This window comes from Heyndrickxia vini (genome assembly GCF_016772275.1).
GTDB classification, from domain to species: domain Bacteria; phylum Bacillota; class Bacilli; order Bacillales; family Bacillaceae_C; genus Heyndrickxia; species Heyndrickxia vini.
In genome coordinates, this window is record NZ_CP065425.1 from 72,857 (window position 1) to 96,356 (window position 23,500).

The 23,500-nt window shown below is 43.2% G+C and carries 13 protein-coding genes, 9 tRNA genes and 5 rRNA genes; all 27 read left to right on the top strand.

Annotated features, from left to right (window positions below):
* Positions 1 to 19 precede the first annotated feature (19 nt).
* The 27 genes from I5776_RS00375 to I5776_RS00505 all read left to right on the top strand — a co-directional run bounded on the left by I5776_RS00375 (position 20) and on the right by I5776_RS00505 (position 23,497).
* Positions 20 to 757, top strand: a complete 738-nt coding sequence (locus I5776_RS00375; RefSeq protein WP_202778513.1) for a vWA domain-containing protein — start codon at positions 20 to 22, stop codon at positions 755 to 757.
* The gene (locus I5776_RS00380; protein ID WP_202780618.1) at positions 726 to 1,715 is read left to right on the top strand and encodes a protein kinase domain-containing protein; all 990 of its coding nucleotides are present in this window, start codon (positions 726 to 728) and stop codon (positions 1,713 to 1,715) included. The genes I5776_RS00375 and I5776_RS00380 overlap by 32 nt, the downstream gene beginning before the upstream one ends.
* A gap of 132 nt (positions 1,716 to 1,847) precedes the next feature.
* Complete coding sequence (gene tilS, locus I5776_RS00385; protein ID WP_202778514.1) at positions 1,848 to 3,263, top strand: tRNA lysidine(34) synthetase TilS; 1,416 nt, start codon at positions 1,848 to 1,850, stop codon at positions 3,261 to 3,263.
* Positions 3,260 to 3,805, top strand: a complete 546-nt coding sequence (gene hpt / locus I5776_RS00390) for a hypoxanthine phosphoribosyltransferase (protein WP_202778515.1) — start codon at positions 3,260 to 3,262, stop codon at positions 3,803 to 3,805. The genes tilS and hpt overlap by 4 nt, the downstream gene beginning before the upstream one ends.
* A gap of 115 nt (positions 3,806 to 3,920) precedes the next feature.
* A complete protein-coding gene (gene ftsH, locus I5776_RS00395) occupies positions 3,921 to 5,939 on the top strand; it encodes an ATP-dependent zinc metalloprotease FtsH (protein ID WP_202778516.1) in 2,019 nt (672 codons plus the stop codon).
* 119 nt (positions 5,940 to 6,058) lie between these two features.
* Positions 6,059 to 6,829 carry a type III pantothenate kinase gene (locus tag I5776_RS00400; protein WP_202778517.1) on the top strand — a complete coding sequence of 257 codons (771 nt, stop codon included), beginning with the start codon at positions 6,059 to 6,061 and terminating at the stop codon, positions 6,827 to 6,829.
* 13 nt (positions 6,830 to 6,842) lie between these two features.
* Positions 6,843 to 7,721 (top strand): Hsp33 family molecular chaperone HslO, encoded by an 879-nt coding sequence (gene hslO / locus I5776_RS00405; RefSeq protein ID WP_202780619.1) that lies wholly within the window; start codon positions 6,843 to 6,845, stop codon positions 7,719 to 7,721.
* A gap of 151 nt (positions 7,722 to 7,872) precedes the next feature.
* Positions 7,873 to 8,799, top strand: coding sequence for a cysteine synthase A (gene cysK, locus I5776_RS00410; RefSeq protein WP_202778518.1), 927 nt, complete (start codon positions 7,873 to 7,875; stop codon positions 8,797 to 8,799).
* A gap of 150 nt (positions 8,800 to 8,949) precedes the next feature.
* Positions 8,950 to 9,783, top strand: coding sequence for a dihydropteroate synthase (gene folP, locus I5776_RS00415; RefSeq protein ID WP_202778519.1), 834 nt, complete (start codon positions 8,950 to 8,952; stop codon positions 9,781 to 9,783).
* Positions 9,776 to 10,141 carry a dihydroneopterin aldolase gene (gene folB, locus I5776_RS00420; RefSeq protein WP_202778520.1) on the top strand — a complete coding sequence of 122 codons (366 nt, stop codon included), beginning with the start codon at positions 9,776 to 9,778 and terminating at the stop codon, positions 10,139 to 10,141. Before folP ends, folB begins: the two co-directional genes overlap by 8 nt.
* A complete protein-coding gene (folK, locus tag I5776_RS00425) occupies positions 10,138 to 10,623 on the top strand; it encodes a 2-amino-4-hydroxy-6-hydroxymethyldihydropteridine diphosphokinase (protein WP_202778521.1) in 486 nt (161 codons plus the stop codon). The genes folB and folK overlap by 4 nt, the downstream gene beginning before the upstream one ends.
* The gene (locus I5776_RS00430; protein ID WP_202778522.1) at positions 10,614 to 10,823 is read left to right on the top strand and encodes a helix-turn-helix domain-containing protein; all 210 of its coding nucleotides are present in this window, start codon (positions 10,614 to 10,616) and stop codon (positions 10,821 to 10,823) included. Before folK ends, I5776_RS00430 begins: the two co-directional genes overlap by 10 nt.
* Positions 10,824 to 11,100: 277 nt before the next feature.
* Complete coding sequence (lysS, locus tag I5776_RS00435) at positions 11,101 to 12,588, top strand: lysine--tRNA ligase (RefSeq protein ID WP_202778523.1); 1,488 nt, start codon at positions 11,101 to 11,103, stop codon at positions 12,586 to 12,588.
* Between the two features lie 334 nt (positions 12,589 to 12,922).
* Positions 12,923 to 14,472, top strand: a 16S ribosomal RNA gene (locus tag I5776_RS00440).
* Positions 14,473 to 14,661: 189 nt separating this feature from the next.
* Positions 14,662 to 17,611 (top strand): 23S ribosomal RNA (locus I5776_RS00445).
* A gap of 74 nt (positions 17,612 to 17,685) precedes the next feature.
* Positions 17,686 to 17,802, top strand: a 5S ribosomal RNA gene (gene rrf, locus I5776_RS00450).
* Positions 17,803 to 17,814: 12 nt separating this feature from the next.
* Positions 17,815 to 17,890, top strand: a tRNA-Val gene (locus tag I5776_RS00455).
* Positions 17,891 to 17,910: 20 nt separating this feature from the next.
* Positions 17,911 to 17,986 (top strand) — tRNA-Thr (locus tag I5776_RS00460).
* Positions 17,987 to 18,000: 14 nt separating this feature from the next.
* A tRNA-Lys gene (locus tag I5776_RS00465) sits at positions 18,001 to 18,076 on the top strand.
* Between the two features lie 10 nt (positions 18,077 to 18,086).
* Positions 18,087 to 18,168 (top strand) — tRNA-Leu (locus tag I5776_RS00470).
* A gap of 17 nt (positions 18,169 to 18,185) precedes the next feature.
* Positions 18,186 to 18,260: transfer RNA gene (locus tag I5776_RS00475), tRNA-Gly, on the top strand.
* Between the two features lie 10 nt (positions 18,261 to 18,270).
* Positions 18,271 to 18,359, top strand: a tRNA-Leu gene (locus tag I5776_RS00480).
* A gap of 36 nt (positions 18,360 to 18,395) precedes the next feature.
* Positions 18,396 to 18,472, top strand: a tRNA-Arg gene (locus I5776_RS00485).
* Between the two features lie 7 nt (positions 18,473 to 18,479).
* Positions 18,480 to 18,556 (top strand) — tRNA-Pro (locus I5776_RS00490).
* A 20-nt stretch (positions 18,557 to 18,576) separates the two neighbouring features.
* Positions 18,577 to 18,652: transfer RNA gene (locus I5776_RS00495), tRNA-Ala, on the top strand.
* Positions 18,653 to 18,798: 146 nt separating this feature from the next.
* Positions 18,799 to 20,356 (top strand): 16S ribosomal RNA (locus I5776_RS00500).
* A 189-nt stretch (positions 20,357 to 20,545) separates the two neighbouring features.
* Positions 20,546 to 23,497: ribosomal RNA gene (locus I5776_RS00505) — 23S ribosomal RNA — on the top strand.
* The 16S, 23S and 5S rRNA genes sit together here with 9 tRNA genes alongside, the layout of an rRNA operon.
* The last annotated feature ends 3 nt before the right edge of the window (positions 23,498 to 23,500 follow it).

Sequence of the window (23,500 nt, forward strand, 5' to 3'; positions counted from 1 at the left end):
GATTTAGGAGGGGAAAATATTGAAAACAGGTACGCTAAAACAAATCCTATTAATTACTGATGGCTGCTCCAATCAAGGTGAGGATCCAGTAGCGATGGCAGCTCTTGCAAATGAACAAGGTATTTCCGTGAATGTAATTGGTGTAGTAGAAAATGACGTAATTGATGAAAAGGGAATGAATGAAATTGAAAATATTGCAATGTCAGGTGGTGGTGTAAGTCAAATTGTTTACTCACAAACTCTATCCCAAACGGTACAAATGGTAACTAGAAAGGCAATGACCCAAACATTACAAGGTGTAGTAAACAAAGAATTAAAACAAATTTTAGGAAAATCGGTAATGATTGATGAGCTTCCTCCTGACCAAAGAGGTGAGGTGATGGAGGTTGTCGATGAATTAGGTGAAACAGTTGATCTGGAATTGTTGGTTCTTGTCGATACGAGTGCAAGTATGAAGCATAAACTTCCAACCGTTAAAGAAGCCTTATTAGATCTATCTTTAAGCCTAAATGCCAGAATGGGAAATAACCAATTCTCGGTCTTTGTATTTCCCGGGAAAAAGAAAGATGTCGAAAAATTGCTGGATTGGACACCTAAATTAGAATCTTTAACAGGCATTTTTTCCAAACTAAGTGTCGGTGGAATAACGCCTACAGGTCCCGCAATGAAAGAAGCTTTGGCTCATTTTAACAAAAAACGATCTTTAAGGGGATTGCTATCAAATGATGATGAACAATACTTTGAAGAATCAATATAGTTTTCCTTCCGGAACGATTGTCTATGGAAAGTGGCATCATAATCGTTACACCATCGTTAAGGAGCTTGGATCGGGTGCTAACGGAATTGTTTATTTAGCTAAATGCCAAAACGATTTGGTAGCATTAAAAATGAGTGATAACACAATGTCTGTTACTTCCGAGGTTAATGTTCTAAAAGCATTCAAGAAGGTCCAAGGGTCAACCCTCGGGCCTTCTTTGTTAGATATTGATGATTGGGAAAGGAAAACAAGGAGAATCCCTTTCTATGTGATGGAGTATATACAAGGCCCTGATTTATTAACGTTTATTCAAACAAAGGGTCATTCATGGTCGGGAGTCTTAATTCTTCAACTATTAAATGATCTTTATCGTCTCCACCAAGAAGGTTGGGTGTTCGGTGATTTGAAACCTGAAAATTTAATTATTACGGATTCCCCAACCAAAATTCGTTGTATTGATGTGGGCGGTACAACAATGCAAGGAAGAGCTATAAAGGAATTCACGGAGTTTTTTGACCGGGGATATTGGGGTGCAGGATCAAGAAAGGCGGAACCGTCTTATGATTTATTTGCAGTTGCTATGATACTTATTAATTTGTCCTTTCCTTCAAGATTCACAAAAAAAGGTGATGGCATAGAACAATTAATAAAGGTTGTTGAAGCGAAACCAGAGCTGGACAAATATCGTAATGTCCTAATAAAGGCGTTAACCGGTAAATATGTTACAGCATTAGAAATGCGAAAAGACCTTTTGAAAGTTCTATCAAATGATTCTAACGGTACCCAACAGCGAAAACCTATTCAAAGAAACAAAATGAAACCAAACGGGAAACCAATTAATCGAACTAGGCAGGGAAAACGGAAACAAAGAAAAACTACTCGTGTATTTGAAACGGTTTGCATTGTTTTGATTGTCTCCTTCCTCTATTTTATCTATATTTATGGTCAGTTATTGTAGAGAACATATTAAAACAAACTTTTCACAAATTAATCGATTATGAGAATTCATTTATTGGTACAATGAAAAGTATAAAATAGCCAAGTGGAAAGTTAGGAAAACCATTATTCATTACGAAAAGGAACGAGTTTAATGCTTGTGTTTGAAAAGAAAATAGCCGATTTTATTAAAAAGAATAACTTATTAAACCACGGTGATTCTGTTTTAGTTGGTGTGTCAGGTGGCCCTGATTCTATTGCATTACTTCATTACCTACATCAAAAGAAAACTAAATATCACCTTTCAATTATGGTGGCACATGTTGACCACATGTTAAGAGGGAATGAATCATATAATGACCTTAAGTTTGTTCAAAATCTTTGTGAACAGTGGGATATTTTTTGTGAGTCAGTCCAAATAAATATTCAAGAAAAAATGATACATGAACAAAAAGGGTTCGAAGAAACAGCACGAATATATCGTTATCAATTTTTTGCAGAAATGATGGAACGATATGATCATCACAAACTTTTATTAGGTCATCACGGAGACGACCAAATAGAAACCATATTAATGAGATTAACACGTGGTAGTACTGGTAAGGGAAGAGCAGGTATTCCAATCACTCGCCCTTTTGCAAACGGAGAAATTGTCAGGCCACTCCTTTGTTTAACTAAAAAGGAGATTGAAGAATATTGTAATTTTTATGATTTACATCCAAGAATAGATCCAAGCAATCATGATCAAGATTATACGAGAAATCGTTACCGATTAAAGGTTTTACCCTTTTTAAAAAGGGAAAACCCTCATGTACAGGAACATTTTCAACGTTTTAGTGAGGAAATAACCGAAGATGAGGATTATTTACAGGAATTAACGCTGCTAAAAATGAATAAGTTATGGAATAAAAATGAAAATGAAATTACGATTGAAATTCCCTTGTTCAATGCAATGCCTTTGCCTTTACAAAGAAGAGGGATTCAACTAATATTAAACTATCTTTACAAAGAAAATCTTTCTATTACAACTACCCATCATACAGACGCTATTCGAGACTTATTGGCAGATCAAAAACCATCGGGTCAACTAGACCTTCCATTAGGTTTAAAAGTAAGAAGGTCATATCAAAGATGTATATTCTCTTTTAAGCGAGAGAAGCAAACACATACATATGAAGTAGAATTATTCAAAGATAAGGAAGAAAGTTTACCTAATGGGTATTTGATGAAATTAACCGAAGGGAAGGTATATGAACTTCAAGATGATGAAATATATTTACAATTAGATGAAGCTCAGCTCCCATTAATTATAAGAAGCAAAAGAATTGGCGATCGAATGAGGGTAAAAGGACTAAACGGAACCAAAAAAGTGAAGGATATATTTATTGATGAAAAAATCCCGAAAGATAAAAGGGAAGATTGGCCGATTGTCACTGATAATGAAGGCAAAATTTTATGGATACCGCATTTGAAAAAATCCAGCTTCTGTTTTTTGCCAAATCCAGAACAATCTTGTTACATCTTACAATACTCAAAGCAAACAACTCCTAGGGGGCAAGCATTTCAATGAAACAGGATATTGAAAAGGTATTAATTAGCGAAGAAGAAATACAGAAGAAAACAAAGGAATTAGCTGAACAACTAACAATGGAATATAAGGATCGTTTCCCATTGGCAATCGGTGTTTTAAAAGGCGCTATGTTGTTTATGTCAGATCTGTTAAAGCAAGTGGATACATATTTGGAAATGGATTTTATGGATGTATCCAGCTACGGTAAATCTATGGTTTCTTCAGGAGAAGTGAAGATTTTGAAAGATCTCGATACTTCTGTTGAAGGAAGAGATATTTTAATCATAGAAGATATCATTGATAGCGGTCTTACTTTAAGTTATTTAGTTGAGTTATTCCGTTATCGAAAAGCAAAATCCATAAAAATTGTAACCTTATTAGATAAACCAACTGGAAGAAAAGCAAATATTGAAGCAGATTATGTCGGCTTTAATGTTCCGGATGCCTTTGTTGTAGGATATGGATTAGATTATGCTGAGAGGTATCGTAATTTACCTTATATTGGAGTGTTGAAACCATCTGTGTATAACAAAGGTGAATAAGTTCAAAATAAAGTTTGAGAACATCTAACATAATCCAAAAGGTAAATTGTTGTAATGTTGAGAATTTCTATGATACTATTGAATATAGTTTTTTGACCGTGGGAGGAGGTAAGGAATGAGTAGAATCTTTAGAAATACCATCTTTTATGTATTATTATTTCTCGTCCTTATTGGAATTGTAAGCTATTTTAACAATAACAATGAGTCGACAAAAGATTTAACATATGACCAATTTATTTCCCATTTAGAAAAAGGGGACGTAAAGGATTTTTCATCGCAGCCTGAAAGAGGTGTGTATGAAGTTCGAGGGGAATTAAAGGATAACGAAAAGACAAAGTTCGTTACGTATGTACTGAATAGTCCGTCAGCTCTCGAACGTATTGAAAAGGCGGTAAATGCCACTAATACTGAAATGAAAAATATGCCTGCTAAAGAAACCAATGGTTGGGTGTCGTTTTTCACATCAATTATTCCGTTTGTGATTATTTTTATCCTTTTCTTCTTCTTGTTAAATCAAGCCCAAGGCGGCGGTGGCCGTGTAATGAATTTTGGGAAAAGTAAAGCGAAGCTTTACAATGATGAAAAGAAAAAGGTTCGTTTCCGTGATGTTGCCGGGGCGGATGAAGAGAAGCAAGAACTTGTTGAAATAGTAGAGTTTTTAAAGGACCCACGCAAATTTGCTGAGTTAGGTGCAAGGATTCCGAAAGGTGTTTTACTTGTTGGACCTCCCGGAACTGGTAAAACTTTATTAGCGCGTGCTGTTGCCGGTGAAGCCGGAGTTCCGTTTTTCTCAATCAGTGGTTCTGACTTTGTAGAAATGTTTGTCGGTGTCGGTGCTTCTCGTGTTCGTGATTTATTTGAAAACGCGAAGAAAAACGCTCCATGTATTATCTTTATCGATGAAATCGACGCTGTAGGTCGTCAACGTGGTGCAGGTCTTGGTGGCGGTCATGATGAACGTGAACAAACATTAAACCAATTACTTGTTGAAATGGATGGCTTTGGAGCTAACGAAGGAATTATTATTGTTGCAGCAACAAATAGACCTGATATTCTCGATCCCGCTTTATTACGTCCCGGACGTTTCGACCGTCAAATTACTGTAGATCGTCCAGATGTAAATGGTCGTGAAGCTGTTCTGCGTGTTCACGCAAGAAATAAGCCGTTAGATGGAGATGTTGATTTAAAAGCCATTTCTCAAAGAACACCAGGATTTTCAGGTGCAGATTTAGAAAACTTATTAAATGAAGCGGCTCTTGTTGCAGCTAGACAAAACAAAAAGAAAATTGATATGTCAGATGTAGACGAAGCGACAGATAGAATCATCGCGGGTGTATCGAAGAGAAGCCGTGTTGTTTCTAAAAAGGAAAGAAAAATTGTTGCTTATCATGAAAGTGGACATACGATAATAGGGCTAGTGTTAGATGAAGCGGAAATGGTTCATAAAGTTACAATCGTTCCACGCGGTCAAGCTGGAGGGTATGCAGTCATGTTACCGAAGGAAGATCGTTATCTAATGACAAAACCTGAACTACTTGATAAAATCACAGGACTTTTAGGTGGACGTGTTGCAGAGGAAGTTACTTTTGGCGAAGTTTCGACTGGGGCTTCAAACGACTTCCAACGCGCGACTAATATTGCTAGAAAAATGGTGACTGAATACGGAATGAGTGACAAGCTTGGTCCTCTTCAATTTGGTCAATCACAAGGTGGTCAAGTGTTCTTAGGCCGCGATTTTAATAATGAGCAAAATTACTCTGATAAGATTGCTTATGAAATCGATACTGAGATTCAAGATATTATTAAAGAATGTTATGAACGAGCTAGAAAGATCATCCTTGAAAATCGTGAAAAATTCACGATCATTGCAGAAACATTGCTAGAAGTTGAGACGTTAGATGCTGAACAAATTAAGCATATTTATGATCACGGTACATTACCTGATAGAAAATCCTCTACAACTGAACAATTAAAATTCGATAAAGAAGACTCAACTGATCCGTTAAAGGTCAATATTCAGAAAAAGCAGGAAGACTTCATTAAATCAGATGAATCAAAAGATGAGGATCGTCCTGAAAAATTTGGACCTACAAGAGTTTCTAACCAAGAGGATAAAGACGAACCGAAAGAATAAAATATTTCTTAAAAGGACATCGTTATTATATAATAGCGATGTCCTTTTTTTTTACGTTTATAAGCAAAATTATGGTATGATGTTGGCATGTAAATTAGAATAGTTAAAGTGGTGAAAATATGTTATTCGTATTAGACGTTGGAAATACAAATATTGTATTAGGTGTATATGATAAAGATGATTTAAAGTATCATTGGCGCGTTGAAACTAACCGCCATAAAACAGAAGACGAATATGCAATGATTATCCGGTCGCTATTCCAGCATGTTGGAATAGAATTTAAAGATATAAATGGAATAATTATTTCAACCGTTGTTCCACCAATTATGTATACATTAGAAAGAATGTGTAATAAGTATTTTCATGTAAAACCTTTAGTAGTTGGACCGGGAATTAAAACGGGCTTAGATATAAAGTATGAAAATCCTCGTGAGGTCGGTGCAGATAGAATTGTTAATGCTGTGGCAGGGATTAATGAATATGGCAGTCCCCTTATTATTGTTGATTTTGGCACTGCGACAACCTTTTGTTATATAAATGAACATAGCCAGTATATGGGGGGAGCAATCTCTCCTGGCATTGGAATATCAGCTGAAGCTTTATATTCAAGAGCGGCAAAACTACCAAGAATAGAAATTGCAAAGACGGAAGAAATAATCGGCAAAAATACTGTTGCTGCGATGCAAGCTGGTCTTGTATATGGCTATGTCGGACAAGTTGAAGGTATTGTTAACCGTATGAAAGCAAACAGTAAAAAGGAGCCGATTGTCGTAGCAACTGGGGGCCATGCAAATTTAATAGCTAGTGAATCTAAGGCCATTGATATTGTAGATTCATTTTTAACTTTAAAAGGCTTGCGGCTAATTTATAAAAGAAATATGAATGATTGAAGGGAATGTTATCATGGGTGATTATTTAGTAAAGGCTTTAGCGTATAATAATCAAGTTCGTGCTTATGCGGTAACAAGTACAGAAACAGTCGGAGAGGCTGTTCGAAGACATTACACATGGCCGACAGCATCTGCTGCATTAGGACGCTCAATGACAGCGGGTGTGATGATGGGCGCAATGTTAAAAGGGGAAGAAAAACTTACTATCAAAATTGAAGGTAACGGTCCGGTTGGCCCGATTCTTGTTGATAGTAATTCAAAAGGTGAAGTGCGTGGCTATGTTACAAATCCCCAAGTTCACTTTGATTTGAATGAAAAAGGTAAATTGGATGTGCGAAGGGCTGTAGGCTCCGAGGGAACATTAACAGTTGTTAAGGATTTAGGTTTAAGGGAAAACTTCTCGGGGCAAGTTCCTATCGTATCTGGTGAACTTGGCGAGGATTTTACTTATTATTTTGCTACATCCGAACAAACTCCGTCATCCGTAGGTGTAGGAGTACTTGTAAATCCTGATAATTCGATTCTTGCATCTGGTGGATTTATTATTCAATTACTACCTGGAACAGACGATCGTGTCATTGATGAAATCGAAAAAAGACTTCAATCAACAGAACCGATTTCAAAATTAATCCAAAAGGGGTTGAAACCAGAAGAAATTTTAGAGAATATACTAGGGGAAGACAATGTAAAAGTTGTTGAAACGATGCCAGTACAATTTAAATGCAATTGTTCAAAAGAACGTTTTGGCGCAGCTATTATTAGCTTAGGAAAAGATGAAATTCAGGATATGATTGTTGAAGATGGAAAAGCCGAAGCTCAATGCCATTTTTGTAATGAAAAGTACTTATTTTCCAAAGAGGAATTAGAAGAACTCCTAGACGAAGCGAATTAATTATTCATACGGATATTTTAGGAAGAAAGGCATAAGTATATAATACTTGTGTCTTTATTTTTTAAAAGTTTTTTCTTTGACTTTTTAAGTAGTAAATGATAAATTTGAAATAATTAAACCAATAAAAATACTCGGAATTTGAGGTGGTAAAATGGCTCGTTTAGTTAATTCAATTGCCGAATTAGTCGGCGGAACACCGGTAGTGAAATTAAAACGTGCAACAAATGAAAATCAAGCAGAAGTATATCTCAAACTTGAATATATGAATCCTGGAAGTAGTGTGAAGGATCGTATTGCGCTAGCCATGATTGAAGCTGCGGAGAAGGATGGAAAAATAATGCCTGGTGATACAATTGTTGAACCTACAAGTGGAAATACAGGTATAGGTCTAGCGATGATTGCCGCGGTAAAAGGCTATAAGGCAGTTCTAGTGATGCCTGATACGATGAGCCTTGAACGTAGAAACCTGCTCCGTGCTTATGGTGCTGAACTTGTGTTAACCCCTGGGGCAGAAGGGATGAATGGTGCCGTTAAGAAGGCTGAAGACTTAGCTAGTGAGCATGGATACTTTATGCCTCAACAATTTAAAAACGAAGCAAATCCTGAGATTCATCGTCTAACTACAGGTAAAGAAATAGTCGAACAAATGGGTGATCAATTAGATGCGTTTGTATCTGGGATCGGTACAGGTGGGACGATTTCAGGTGCGGGTCAAGTTCTGAAAGAAAAATACCCCAACATTAAAATAGTTGCGGTTGAACCAAAAGATTCACCAATTCTTGCTGGTGGAAAACCTGGCCCTCATAAGATTCAAGGACTCGGTGCTAACTTTGTACCCGATACATTAAATAAAGAAATCTATGACGAGATTATTCATGTAGGCACTGAGGAAGCATTTGAAGCTTCAAGAAGAGTGGCTAAAGAAGAAGGGATCTTAGGTGGAATATCTGCTGGTGCGGCCATTTATGCTGCTTTAAAAGTTGCGTCAGAACTTGGAAAGGGCAAAAAGGTATTGGCTATTATTCCAGACAATGGAGAGCGCTATTTAAGTACTGCGTTATACCAATTTGAAGATTGAGGATAGTATAGCTTAATCTTTTAGGCAAACGGAAACCCCGTTTGCCATTTTTGTGTTTACATATTTATTTAACTTTGATTATGGGTTGTGAAATATAATGTGGAAGCGTTAGACTGTTAATAGGAATCGCTTATGGAAGGAGATTAATGAATGACTCAAGTACTTCATTGTCGCTCACATCAATTAGATTATAAAAATAAAACATTAATTATGGGAATTTTAAATATAACACCTGATTCCTTTTCAGACGGTGGAAAATACGACAATATAAGTAACGCAGTGAGACGCGCAAAACAAATGATTAGAGATGGTGCTGATATCATAGATATTGGAGGAGAGTCCACCAGACCTGGTCACGTTACAGTTGATGCTGAAGAGGAAATTTCGAGGGTTGTCCCTATCATAAAAGAATTATCTAATACAATCGATGCCCCTTTGTCTATCGATACATATAAAGCAAAAACCGCAGAACAAGCAATACTAGCCGGAGCGCACATTATCAATGATATTTGGGGTGCAAAGAAAGATCCTGAAATTGCAAACGTTGCTTCTGAATATAATGTCCCTATTATTCTTATGCATAATAGAGAGAATCTTAACTATACGGAGTTTATCCGCGATGTTATAGCAGATTTATTTGAGAGCATTACTATTGCAAAAAAGGCCGGAGTAGAGGATAAAAATATTGTATTAGATCCGGGGATAGGTTTTGCTAAAAGTTTAGAACAGCAAGTTGAATTGATGAAAAATCTAGATAAAATTGTTGGATTAGGGTACCCGGTTTTGTTAGGAACTTCAAGAAAATCAATGATCGGGCAAATTATGAACTTACCGGTTGAAGAAAGAATGGAAGCAACAGGGGCTACGGTGTGCTATGGTATTCAAAAAGGGTGCCAAATTATGAGGGTACATGATGTTAAAGAAATTAGTAGAATGACAAAAATGATGGACGTTCTTATAGGTAAGGGTGAAATAAATGGATAAAATATTAATTAATAATATGGAGTTCTATGGATATCATGGAGTATTGCCAGAAGAAAATCGACTTGGTCAAAGATTTCGGGTAACTTTAACACTTGAACTAGATTTACAAAAGGCGGGAAAAACTGATAACTTACATGATACTGTGAGCTATGCGGAAGTTTATGAAGTTTGTAAAGAAATCGTAGAGGGGAAACCCTACCAATTATTGGAGGCAGTTGCAGAAGAGATTTCCAAACTAGTTTTGGAAAAATTTCCGCGTATTGAACAAGTTACTGTTCAATTGATCAAGCCGGATCCGCCAATCCGCGGACATTACCAATCTGTAGCAGTTGAGATATCAAGGAGAACAAGCCGATGAAAAATATTGCGTATATTTCAATGGGGTCGAATATTGGTGATCGCGAAAAAAACTTGAAAGATGCATGTGCGTCGTTAAAAGATAATGGATTGGAACTACTGGCGGAATCTTCCGTTTACGAAACAGATCCCGTTGGCTATACTGATCAAGGTGAATTTTTGAATATTGTTGTTAAAGTAAAAACAGAGTTATTACCTGAACAGCTATTAAAAAAGTGTTTAGAGATAGAAAAGGAATTGGGGAGAACCAGGGATGTTAGGTGGGGACCAAGAACAATTGACCTTGACATTTTACTCTATAATAACGAAAATGTTGAAACAGAGCATTTGGTTATTCCCCATCCACGAATGCATGAACGAGCATTTGTGTTAGTGCCCTTAATTGAAATTGATCCTGGTGCTCAGTTGCCCAATGCAACAATTCCTTTACGTCAAGTTCTAAATGAAATACCTGATAAAGAAGGTGTTCGATTATGGAAATAGATAAATGGGGAAGACGAATTCGCGCGTTTCGAAAATTAAAAGGATATACACAAGAAAGTCTTGCGAAAGAACTTGGAATATCTGTCTCTATTTTAGGTGAAATGGAGAGAGGAACGCGTTTACCATCAGATGAATTTTTGAATAAGGTGGCGAGTCTTCTAGATATATCTGTAGATGAGCTAACACCTCCGGCAAATTAATATAAATGGATACATTAGTTGAAGCTGCTGAGTTTATAATTTGTATTTAAAACTTTTAACTTACTTTGTAAAAGAAGTTAAATCATGCTCTATTAAAGTTAGTTGATACAAAAAACTACTAGTTAGAACTGGTGGTTTTTTCTACATAATCATCCCTTAGAAATAGATTTTTAAAAATCTATTTCTAAGGGATGTCTGAAAATGTGAAATTGTGTACAATAATAAAGTATAATGAGATATTAGTACAAGCTTTATAATATAGGATGGAGTGACAAAAATGAGCTTTGAGGAATTAAATGACCAATTACAGGTTAGAAGAGAAAAAATGAATTCTATCCGTGATAAAGGTATGGATCCGTTCGGAAAACGCTTTGACCGAACTCACAATACACAATTAATTAAAGAACAGTACGAAGAGTTTTCAAAAGAAGAGTTAGATGAGAAAGAGGTAAATGTAACGATAGCTGGTCGGGTAATGACAAAAAGAGGCAAAGGAAAAGCTGGTTTTGCCCATGTTCAAGATTTGAATGGCCAAATCCAAATTTATGTACGTCAGGATAGTGTAGGCGAGGAACAATACGAGATTTTTAATTCAACTGATTTAGGTGACATTGTCGGAGTAACTGGAACAGTTTTTAAAACAAAAGTAGGAGAGCTTTCAATTAAAGTAAAAGACTTTAAACTATTAACCAAATCTCTTCGTCCGTTACCAGATAAATTTCACGGTCTAAAAGATATTGAGCAGCGTTATCGTCAACGATATTTAGATTTAATTATGAGTGACGATAGTAAGCGTACTTTTATTACAAGAAGTTTGATCATCCAATCAATGCGACGTTATCTGGATAGCCAAGGATATTTAGAGGTGGAAACACCGATGATGCATGCAATTGCCGGGGGAGCTTCAGCAAGACCGTTTATTACCCATCATAATGCGTTAGATATACCTTTATTTATGCGAATTGCTATTGAGTTACATTTAAAACGATTAATCGTTGGTGGACTAGAAAAGGTGTATGAAATTGGCCGAGTTTTCCGTAATGAAGGGGTTTCAACGAGACATAACCCTGAGTTTACCATGATTGAATTATACGAGGCGTACGCGGATTATAAAGATATTATGAAATTGACTGAAAATATGGTTGCTCATATTGCAAAAGAAGTTCTTGGTAGTACGAGTATCGAGTATGGAGAATATGAAGTAAATCTTGAACCGGAATGGCGCCGACTACATATGGTTGATGCTGTGAAGGAATATACCGGAGTAGATTTTTGGAATGTCACTTCTGTTGAAGATGCACGCCAGTTAGCAAAAGAACATGGAATTGAAATCACTGAGCACATGCAATATGGTCATATAGTTAATGAGTTTTTTGAACAAAAGGTTGAGGAAAAGCTTATTCAGCCTACGTTCATTTATGGTCATCCAGTTGAGATTTCACCATTAGCAAAGAAGAATGATGAAGATCCACGCTTTACGGATCGCTTTGAGCTTTTTATTGTAGGAAGAGAACACGCAAATGCCTTTACTGAATTGAATGATCCTATTGATCAACGTGAACGCTTTGAAGCGCAGCTAAAAGAACGTGAACAAGGTAACGATGAGGCACATATGATGGATGATGATTTCATCGAAGCACTAGAATACGGCATGCCTCCAACTGGTGGACTGGGTATTGGAATTGACCGTCTAGTCATGCTTTTAACTAATTCGGCATCTATTCGTGATGTTTTGTTGTTCCCATTAATGAAAAACCGTGATTAATTGCAATCTTAAACTCCAATCAATTAATTGATTGGAGTTTTTTTATCCATATAAAACAATCTATTTATTAGTATTTTGAAATAGTAATATTAAAAAATAAAAAGTTGAAAAAAAGTATTGCATCACCTGAAAAAAGGTGGTATATTATTATTCGTTGCCCCACAAAAGGACAACGAAGCAAATAAAAAGAAATAAAAAAAGTTGTTGACAATAACAACTTGAAGTAGTAAAATATAAAAGTCGCTTACGAAAGCGAAAGAAAATTGATCTTTGAAAACTGAACAAAACGAAACGTCAATTAATTTATTTTTAAACTAGAGCTATATCAAACATCTTTTTGGAGAGTTTGATCCTGGCTCAGGACGAACGCTGGCGGCGTGCCTAATACATGCAAGTCGAGCGAATCTTCGTGGGAGCTTGCTCCTGCGATGATTAGCGGCGGACGGGTGAGTAACACGTGGGTAACCTGCCTGTAAGACTGGGATAACTCCGGGAAACCGGGGCTAATACCGGATAACTTTTTTCTTCGCATGAAGGAGAATTGAAAGATGGCTCCGGCTATCACTTACAGATGGACCCGCGGCGCATTAGCTAGTTGGTGAGGTAACGGCTCACCAAGGCGACGATGCGTAGCCGACTTGAGAGGGTGATCGGCCACACTGGGACTGAGACATACTACCAGACTCCTAGGGAGGCAGCAGTAGGGAATCTTCCGCAATGGACGAAAGTCTGACGGAGCAACGCCGCGTGAGTGATGAAGGTTTTCGGATCGTAAAACTCTGTTGTTAGGGAAGAACAAGTATCGTTCGAATAGGGCGGTACCTTGACGGTACCTAACCAGAAAGCCACGGCTAACTACGTGCCAGCAGCCGCGGTAATACGTAGGTGGCAAGCGTTGTCCGGAATTATTGGGCGTAAAGCGCGCGCAGGCGGTTTCTTAAGTCTGATGTGAAAGCCCACGGCTCAACCGTGGAGGGTCATTGAAACTGGGAGACTTGAGTGCAGAAGAGAAGAGCGGAATTCCACGTGTAGCGGTGAAATGCGTAGAGATGTGGAGGAACACCAGTGGCGAAGGCGGCTCTTTGGTCTGTAACTGACGCTGAGGCGCGAAAGCGTGGGGAGCGAACAGGATTAGATACCCTGGTAGTCCACGCCGTAAACGATGAGTGCTAAGTGTTAGAGGGTTTCCGCCCTTTAGTGCTGCAGCTAACGCATTAAGCACTCCGCCTGGGGAGTACAGTACCGCAAGGCTGAAACTCAAAGGAATTGACGGTACCGCACAAGCGGTGGAGCATGTGGTTTAATTCGAAGCAACGCGAAGAACCTTACCAGGTCTTGACATCCTCTTGCCCTCCCTAGAGATAGGGATTTCCCTTCGGGGACAAGAGTGACAGGTGGTGCATGGTTGTCGTCAGCTCGTGTCGTGAGATGTTGGGTTAAGTCCCGCAACGAGCGCAACCCTTGACCTTAGTTGCCAGCATTTAGTTGGGCACTCTAAGGTGACTGCCGGTGACAAACCGGAGGAAGGTGGGGATGACGTCAAATCATCATGCCCCTTATGACCTGGGCTACACACGTGCTACAATGGATGGTACAAAGGGTTGCTAGACCGCGAGGTTACGCCAATCCCATAAAACCATTCTCAGTTCGGATTGTAGGCTGCAACTCGCCTACATGAAGCCGGAATCGCTAGTAATCGCGGATCAGCATGCCGCGGTGAATACGTTCCCCTTTGTACACACCGCCCGTCACACCACGAGAGTTTGTAACACCCGAAGTCGGTGAGGTAACCTTTGGAGCCAGCCGCCGAAGGTGGGACAGATGATTGGGGTGAAGTCGTAACAAGGTAGCCGTATCGGAAGGTGCGGCTGGATCACCTCCTTTCTAAGGAATATGGAAGACCACTGACGTGGTTACAAAAAGACGCTTTCGTTTTGTTCAGTTTTGAGAGGTTAATTCCTTTCAAACTAATTGTTCCTTGAAAACTAGATAAAATGAGAAATAACCAAGTAATAACCGAGAATCGCCACTTTATGGATGAATCCATTAAGTAAGTAATAAACAACCTTTTTAGGTTAAGTTAGTAAGGGCGCACGGTGAATGCCTTGGCACTAGGAGCCGATGAAGGACGGGACTAACACCGATATGCTTCGGGGAGCTGTAAGCAAGCTTTGATCCGGAGATTTCCGAATGGGGAACCCACTGCCCGTAATGGGGTAGTATCCTTACTTGAATACATAGAGTATGGAAGGCAGACCCGGGGAACTGAAACATCTAAGTACCCGGAGGAAGAGAAAGCAAACGCGATTTCCTGAGTAGCGGCGAGCGAAACGGAAGAAGCCCAAACCAAGAGGCTTGCCTCTTGGGGTTGTAGGACACTCTATACGGAGTTACAAAGGAACGAAGTAAATGAAGAGGTCTGGAAAGGCCCGTCAAAGAAGGTAACAACCCTGTAGTTGAAACTTCGTTCCCTCCAGAGTGGATCCTGAGTACGGCGGGACACGTGAAATCCCGTCGGAAGCAGGGAGGACCATCTCCCAAGGCTAAATACTCCCTAGTGACCGATAGTGAACCAGTACCGTGAGGGAAAGGTGAAAAGCACCCCGGGAGGGGAGTGAAAGAGAACCTGAAACCGTGTGCCTACAAGTAGTTAGAGCCCTATGCGTATTTCCTTCGGAAAGACGCCGGGTGATAGCGTGCCTTTTGTAGAATGAACCGGCGAGTTACGATTTCAAGCGAGGTTAAGCTGAAGAGGCGGAGCCGCAGCGAAAGCGAGTCTTAATAGGGCGAATGAGTTTGAGGTCGTAGACCCGAAACCAGGTGATCTACCCATGTCCAGGGTGAAGGTAAGGTAACACTTACTGGAGGCCCGAACCCACGCACGTTGAAAAGTGCGGGGATGAGGTGTGGGTAGCGGAGAAATTCCAATCGAACTTGGAGATAGCTGGTTCTCTCCGAAATAGCTTTAGGGCTAGCCTTAAGGTAAGAGTCTTGGAGGTAGAGCACTGTTTGGACTAAGGCCTCATCGGGTTACCGAATTCAGACAAACTCCGAATGCCAATGACTTATCCTTAGGAGTCAGACTGCGAGTGATAAGATCCGTAGTCAAAGGGAAACAGCCCAGACCACCAGCTAAGGTCCCAAAGTATACGTTAAGTGGAAAAGGATGTGGAGTTGCTTAGACAACCAGGATGTTGGCTTAGAAGCAGCCACCATTTAAAGAGTGCGTAATAGCTCACTGGTCGAGTGACTCTGCGCCGAAAATGTACCGGGGCTAAACGTATCACCGAAGCTGTGGATGGACACCGTCTGGTGTCCGTGGTAGGAGAGCGTTCTAAGGGCTGAGAAGCTAGACCGTAAGGACTGGTGGAGCGCTTAGAAGTGAGAATGCCGGTATGAGTAGCGAAAGAAGGGTGAGAATCCCTTCCACCGAATGCCTAAGGTTTCCTGAGGAAGGCTCGTCCGCTCAGGGTTAGTCGGGACCTAAGCCGAGGCCGAAAGGCGTAGGCGATGGACAACAGGTTGATATTCCTGTACCACCTCTTCACCGTTTGAACGATGGGGGGACGCAGGAGGATAGGGTAAGCGCGCTGCTGGAATAGCGCGTCCAAGCAGTTAGAGGGGTGACGAGGCAAATCCCGTCACCATGTACCTTGAGCTGTGATGGCGAGGGAAATATAGTACCGAAGTTCCTGATTCCACACTGCCTAGAAAATCCTCTAGTGAGGTGAAAGGTGCCCGTACCGCAAACCGACACAGGTAGGCGAGGAGAGAATCCTAAGGTGAGCGAGAGAACTCTCGTTAAGGAACTCGGCAAAATGACCCCGTAACTTCGGGAGAAGGGGTGCTCTGTTAGGGTGCAAGCCCGAGAGAGCCGCAGTGAATAGGCCCAGGCGACTGTTTAGCAAAAACACAGGTCTCTGCGAAGCCGCAAGGCGAAGTATAGGGGCTGACGCCTGCCCGGTGCTGGAAGGTTAAGAGGAGAGGTTAGCGCAAGCGAAGCTTTGAATTGAAGCCCCAGTAAACGGCTACGTAACTATAACGGTCCTAAGGTAGCGAAATTCCTTGTCAGGTAAGTTCTGACCCGCACGAAAGGCGCAACGATCTGGGCACTGTCTCAACGAGAGACTCGGTGAAATTATAGTACCTGTGAAGATGCAGGTTACCCGCGACAGGACGGAAAGACCCCGTGGAGCTTTACTGCAGCCTGATATTGAATTTTGGTACAGCTTGTACAGGATAGGTAGGAGCCTTTGAAGCCGGAGCGCCAGCTTCGGTGGAGGCGTCGGTGGGATACTACCCTGGCTGTATTGAAATTCTAACCCGCACCCCTGATCGGGGTGGGAGACAGTGTCAGGCGGGCAGTTTGACTGGGGCGGTCGCCTCCTAAAAGGTAACGGAGGCGCCCAAAGGTTCCCTCAGAATGGTTGGAAATCATTCGCAGAGTGTAAAGGCACAAGGGAGCTTGACTGCGAGACCTACAAGTCGAGCAGGGACGAAAGTCGGGCTTAGTGATCCGGTGGTTCCGCATGGAAGGGCCATCGCTCAACGGATAAAAGCTACCCCGGGGATAACAGGCTTATCTCCCCCAAGAGTCCACATCGACGGGGAGGTTTGGCACCTCGATGTCGGCTCATCGCATCCTGGGGCTGTAGTCGGTCCCAAGGGTTGGGCTGTTCGCCCATTAAAGCGGTACGCGAGCTGGGTTCAGAACGTCGTGAGACAGTTCGGTCCCTATCCGTCGTGGGCGTAGGAAATTTGAGAGGAGCTGTCCTTAGTACGAGAGGACCGGGATGGACGCACCGCTGGTGTACCAGTTGTCTTGCCAAAGGCATCGCTGGGTAGCTATGTGCGGAAGGGATAAGTGCTGAAAGCATCTAAGCATGAAGCCCCCCTCAAGATGAGATTTCCCTTAGTTTATCTAAATAAGACCCCCTGAAAGATGATCAGGTTGATAGGTTCGAGGTGGAAGTGTGGCGACACATGGAGCTGACGAATACTAATCGGTCGAAGACTTATCCTAATTTGATTCAATGTTATTACGAAGTATTTCTCATCTATCTAGTTTTGAGGGAACAAACCCTAAAATTTTTATAGTCTGGTAATTATGGCGAGAAGGTCACACCCGTTCCCATCCCGAACACGGAAGTTAAGCTTCTCAGCGCCGATGGTAGTTGGGGGCTCTCCCCCTGCAAGAGTAGGACGTTGCCAGGCTGTATAATAAATGGAGGATTAGCTCAGCTGGGAGAGCACCTGCCTTACAAGCAGGGGGTCGGCGGTTCGATCCCGTCATCCTCCACCATATTAACAAAATAGTAATATGCCGGCCTAGCTCAATTGGTAGAGCAACTGACTTGTAATCAGTAGGTTGGGGGTTCAAGTCCTCTGGCCGGCACCATTTTTAAAAGAAATGAGCCATTAGCTCAGTCGGTAGAGCATCTGACTTTTAATCAGAGGGTCGAAGGTTCGAGTCCTTCATGGCTCACCATTAAATTTACGCGGGTGTGGCGGAATTGGCAGACGCACCAGACTTAGGATCTGGCGCCGCAAGGCGTGGGGGTTCGACTCCCTTCACCCGCATTATAACTAATTAAGTCGCGGAAGTAGTTCAGTGGTAGAACACCACCTTGCCAAGGTGGGGGTCGCGGGTTCGAATCCCGTCTTCCGCTCCAGACAACCCTTGCCGGGGTGGCGGAACTGGCAGACGCACAGGACTTAAAATCCTGCGGTAGGTGACTACCGTACCGGTTCGATTCCGGTCCTCGGCACCAAAGTTTTTTTGCGAAGCGAAATAACTTTCATTATATGCGCCCGTAGCTCAATTGGATAGAGCGTTTGACTACGGATCAAAAGGTTAGGGGTTCGACTCCTCTCGGGCGCGCCATTAAGTACGGGAAGTAGCTCAGCTTGGTAGAGCACTTGGTTTGGGACCAAGGGGTCGCAGGTTCGAATCCTGTCTTCCCGACCATTATATACAAAAACTAATATGGGGCCTTAGCTCAGCTGGGAGAGCGCCTGCTTTGCACGCAGGAGGTCAGCGGTTCGATCCCGCTAGGCTCCACCATAAGATATTTTAATGAAAAAAGTTATTGACAAAGAAACTTAATAATGATAAATTATAAAAGTTGTCTTTGAAAAATTGATCTTTGAAAACTGAACAAAACGAAACGTCAATTAATTTATTTTTAAACTAGAGCTATATCAAACATCTTTTTGGAGAGTTTGATCCTGGCTCAGGACGAACGCTGGCGGCGTGCCTAATACATGCAAGTCGAGCGAATCTTTGTGGGAGCTTGCTCCTACGATGATTAGCGGCGGACGGGTGAGTAACACGTGGGTAACCTGCCTGTAAGACTGGGATAACTCCGGGAAACCGGGGCTAATACCGGATAACTTTTTTCTTCGCATGAAGAAGAATTGAAAGGTGGCACTAGCTACCACTTACAGATGGACCCGCGGCGCATTAGCTAGTTGGTGAGGTAACGGCTCACCAAGGCGACGATGCGTAGCCGACTTGAGAGGGTGATCGGCCACACTGGGACTGAGACACGGCCCAGACTCCTACGGGAGGCAGCAGTAGGGAATCTTCCGCAATGGACGAAAGTCTGACGGAGCAACGCCGCGTGAGTGATGAAGGTTTTCGGATCGTAAAACTCTGTTGTTAGGGAAGAACAAGTATCGTTCGAATAGGGCGGTACCTTGACGGTACCTAACCAGAAAGCCACGGCTAACTACGTGCCAGCAGCCGCGGTAATACGTAGGTGGCAAGCGTTGTCCGGAATTATTGGGCGTAAAGCGCGCGCAGGCGGTTTCTTAAGTCTGATGTGAAAGCCCACGGCTCAACCGTGGAGGGTCATTGGAAACTGGGAGACTTGAGTGCAGAAGAGAAGAGCGGAATTCCACGTGTAGCGGTGAAATGCGTAGAGATGTGGAGGAACACCAGTGGCGAAGGCGGCTCTTTGGTCTGTAACTGACGCTGAGGCGCGAAAGCGTGGGGAGCGAACAGGATTAGATACCCTGGTAGTCCACGCCGTAAACGATGAGTGCTAAGTGTTAGAGGGTTTCCGCCCTTTAGTGCTGCAGCTAACGCATTAAGCACTCCGCCTGGGGAGTACGGCCGCAAGGCTGAAACTCAAAGGAATTGACGGGGGCCCGCACAAGCGGTGGAGCATGTGGTTTAATTCGAAGCAACGCGAAGAAGAACCTTACCAGGTCTTGACATCCTCTTGCCCTCCCTAGAGATAGGGATTTCCCTTCGGGGACAAGAGTGACAGGTGGTGCATGGTTGTCGTCAGCTCGTGTCGTGAGATGTTGGGTTAAGTCCCGCAACGAGCGCAACCCTTGACCTTAGTTGCCAGCATTTAGTTGGGCACTCTAAGGTGACTGCCGGTGACAAACCGGAGGAAGGTGGGGATGACGTCAAATCATCATGCCCCTTATGACCTGGGCTACACACGTGCTACAATGGATGGTACAAAGGGTTGCTAGACCGCGAGGTTACGCCAATCCCATAAAACCATTCTCAGTTCGGATTGTAGGCTGCAACTCGCCTACATGAAGCCGGAATCGCTAGTAATCGCGGATCAGCATGCCGCGGTGAATACGTTCCCGGGCCTTGTACACACCGCCCGTCACACCACGAGAGTTTGTAACACCCGAAGTCGGTGAGGTAACCTTTTGGAGCCAGCCGCCGAAGGTGGGACAGATGATTGGGGTGAAGTCGTAACAAGGTAGCCGTATCGGAAGGTGCGGCTGGATCACCTCCTTTCTAAGGAATATGGAAGACCACTGACGTGGTTACAAAAAGACGCTTTCGTTTTGTTCAGTTTTGAGAGGTTAATTCCTTTCAAACTAATTGTTCCTTGAAAACTAGATAAAATGAGAAATAACCAAGTAATAACCGAGAATCGCCACTTTATGGATGAATCCATTAAGTAAGTAATAAACAACCTTTTTAGGTTAAGTTAGTAAGGGCGCACGGTGAATGCCTTGGCACTAGGAGCCGATGAAGGACGGGACTAACACCGATATGCTTCGGGGAGCTGTAAGCAAGCTTTGATCCGGAGATTTCCGAATGGGGGAACCCACTGCCCGTAATGGGGTAGTATCCTTACTTGAATACATAGAGTATGGAAGGCAGACCCGGGGAACTGAAACATCTAAGTACCCGGAGGAAGAGAAAGCAAACGCGATTTCCTGAGTAGCGGCGAGCGAAACGGAAGAAGCCCAAACCAAGAGGCTTGCCTCTTGGGGTTGTAGGACACTCTATACGGAGTTACAAAGGAACGAAGTAAATGAAGAGGTCTGGAAGGCCCGTCAAAGAAGGTAACAACCCTGTAGTTGAAACTTCGTTCCCTCCAGAGTGGATCCTGAGTACGGCGGGACACGTGAAATCCCGTCGGAAGCAGGGAGGACCATCTCCCAAGGCTAAATACTCCCTAGTGACCGATAGTGAACCAGTACCGTGAGGGAAAGGTGAAAAGCACCCCGGGAGGGGAGTGAAAGAGAACCTGAAACCGTGTGCCTACAAGTAGTTAGAGCCCTATGCGTATTTCCTTCGGAAAGACGCCGGGTGATAGCGTGCCTTTTGTAGAATGAACCGGCGAGTTACGATTTCAAGCGAGGTTAAGCTGAAGAGGCGGAGCCGCAGCGAAAGCGAGTCTTAATAGGGCGAATGAGTTTGAGGTCGTAGACCCGAAACCAGGTGATCTACCCATGTCCAGGGTGAAGGTAAGGTAACACTTACTGGAGGCCCGAACCCACGCACGTTGAAAAGTGCGGGGATGAGGTGTGGGTAGCGGAGAAATTCCAATCGAACTTGGAGATAGCTGGTTCTCTCCGAAATAGCTTTAGGGCTAGCCTTAAGGTAAGAGTCTTGGAGGTAGAGCACTGTTTGGACTAGGGGCCCTCATCGGGTTACCGAATTCAGACAAACTCCGAATGCCAATGACTTATCCTTAGGAGTCAGACTGCGAGTGATAAGATCCGTAGTCAAAAGGGAAACAGCCCAGACCACCAGCTAAGGTCCCAAAGTATACGTTAAGTGGAAAAGGATGTGGAGTTGCTTAGACAACCAGGATGTTGGCTTAGAAGCAGCCACCATTTAAAGAGTGCGTAATAGCTCACTGGTCGAGTGACTCTGCGCCGAAAATGTACCGGGGCTAAACGTATCACCGAAGCTGTGGATGGACACCGTCTGGTGTCCGTGGTAGGAGAGCGTTCTAAGGGCTGAGAAGCTAGACCGTAAGGACTGGTGGAGCGCTTAGAAGTGAGAATGCCGGTATGAGTAGCGAAAGAAGGGTGAGAATCCCTTCCACCGAATGCCTAAGGTTTCCTGAGGAAGGCTCGTCCGCTCAGGGTTAGTCGGGACCTAAGCCGAGGCCGAAAGGCGTAGGCGATGGACAACAGGTTGATATTCCTGTACCACCTCTTCACCGTTTGAACGATGGGGGACGCAGGAGGATAGGGTAAGCGCGCTGCTGGAATAGCGCGTCCAAGCAGTTAGAGGGGTGACGAGGCAAATCCCGTCACCATGTACCTTGAGCTGTGATGGCGAGGGAAATATAGTACCGAAGTTCCTGATTCCACACTGCCTAGAAAATCCTCTAGTGAGGTGAAAGGTGCCCGTACCGCAAACCGACACAGGTAGGCGAGGAGAGAATCCTAAGGTGAGCGAGAGAACTCTCGTTAAGGAACTCGGCAAAATGACCCCGTAACTTCGGGAGAAGGGGTGCTCTGTTAGGTGCAAGCCCGAGAGAGCCGCAGTGATATATACCAGGCGACTGTTTAGCAAAAACACAGGTCTCTGCGAAGCCGCAAGGCGAAGTATAGGGGCTGACGCCTGCCCGGTGCTGGAAGGTTAAGAGGAGAGGTTAGCGCAAGCGAAGCTTTGAATTGAAGCCCCAGTAAACGGCGGTACCGTAACTATAACGGTCCTAAGGTAGCGAAATTCCTTGTCAGGTAAGTTCTGACCCGCACGAAAGGCGCAACGATCTGGGCACTGTCTCAACGAGAGACTCGGTGAAATTATAGTACCTGTGAAGATGCAGGTTACCCGCGACAGGACGGAAAGACCCCGTGGAGCTTTACTGCAGCCTGATATTGAATTTTGGTACAGCTTGTACAGGATAGGTAGGAGCCTTTGAAGCCGGAGCGCCAGCTTCGGTGGAGGCGTCGGTGGGATACTACCCTGGCTGTATTGAAATTCTAACCCGCACCCTGATCGGGGTGGGAGACAGTGTCAGGCGGGCAGTTTGACTGGGGCGGTCGCCTCCTAAAAGGTAACGGAGGCGCCCAAAGGTTCCCTCAGAATGGTTGGAAATCATTCGCAGAGTGTAAAGGCACAAGGGAGCTTGACTGCGAGACCTACAAGTCGAGCAGGGACGAAAGTCGGGCTTAGTGATCCGGTGGTTCCGCATGGAAAGTACCATCGCTCAACGGATAAAAGCTACCCCGGGGATAACAGGCTTATCTCCCCAAGAGTCCACATCGACGGGGAGGTTTGGCACCTCGATGTCGGCTCATCGCATCCTGGGGCTGTAGTCGGTCCCAAGGGTTGGGCTGTTCGCCCATTAAAGCGGTACGCGAGCTGGGTTCAGAACGTCGTGAGACAGTTCGGTCCCTATCCGTCGTGGGCGTAGGAAATTTGAGAGGAGCTGTCCTTAGTACGAGAGGACCGGGATGGACGCACCGCTGGTGTACCAGTTGTCTTGCCAAAGGCATCGCTGGGTAGCTATGTGCGGAAGGGATAAGTGCTGAAAGCATCTAAGCATGAAGCCCCCCTCAAGATGAGATTTCCCTTAGTTTATCTAAATAAGACCCCTGAAAGATGATCAGGTTGATAGGTTCGAGGTGGAAGTGTGGCGACACATGGAGCTGACGAATACTAATCGGTCGAAGACTTATCCTAATT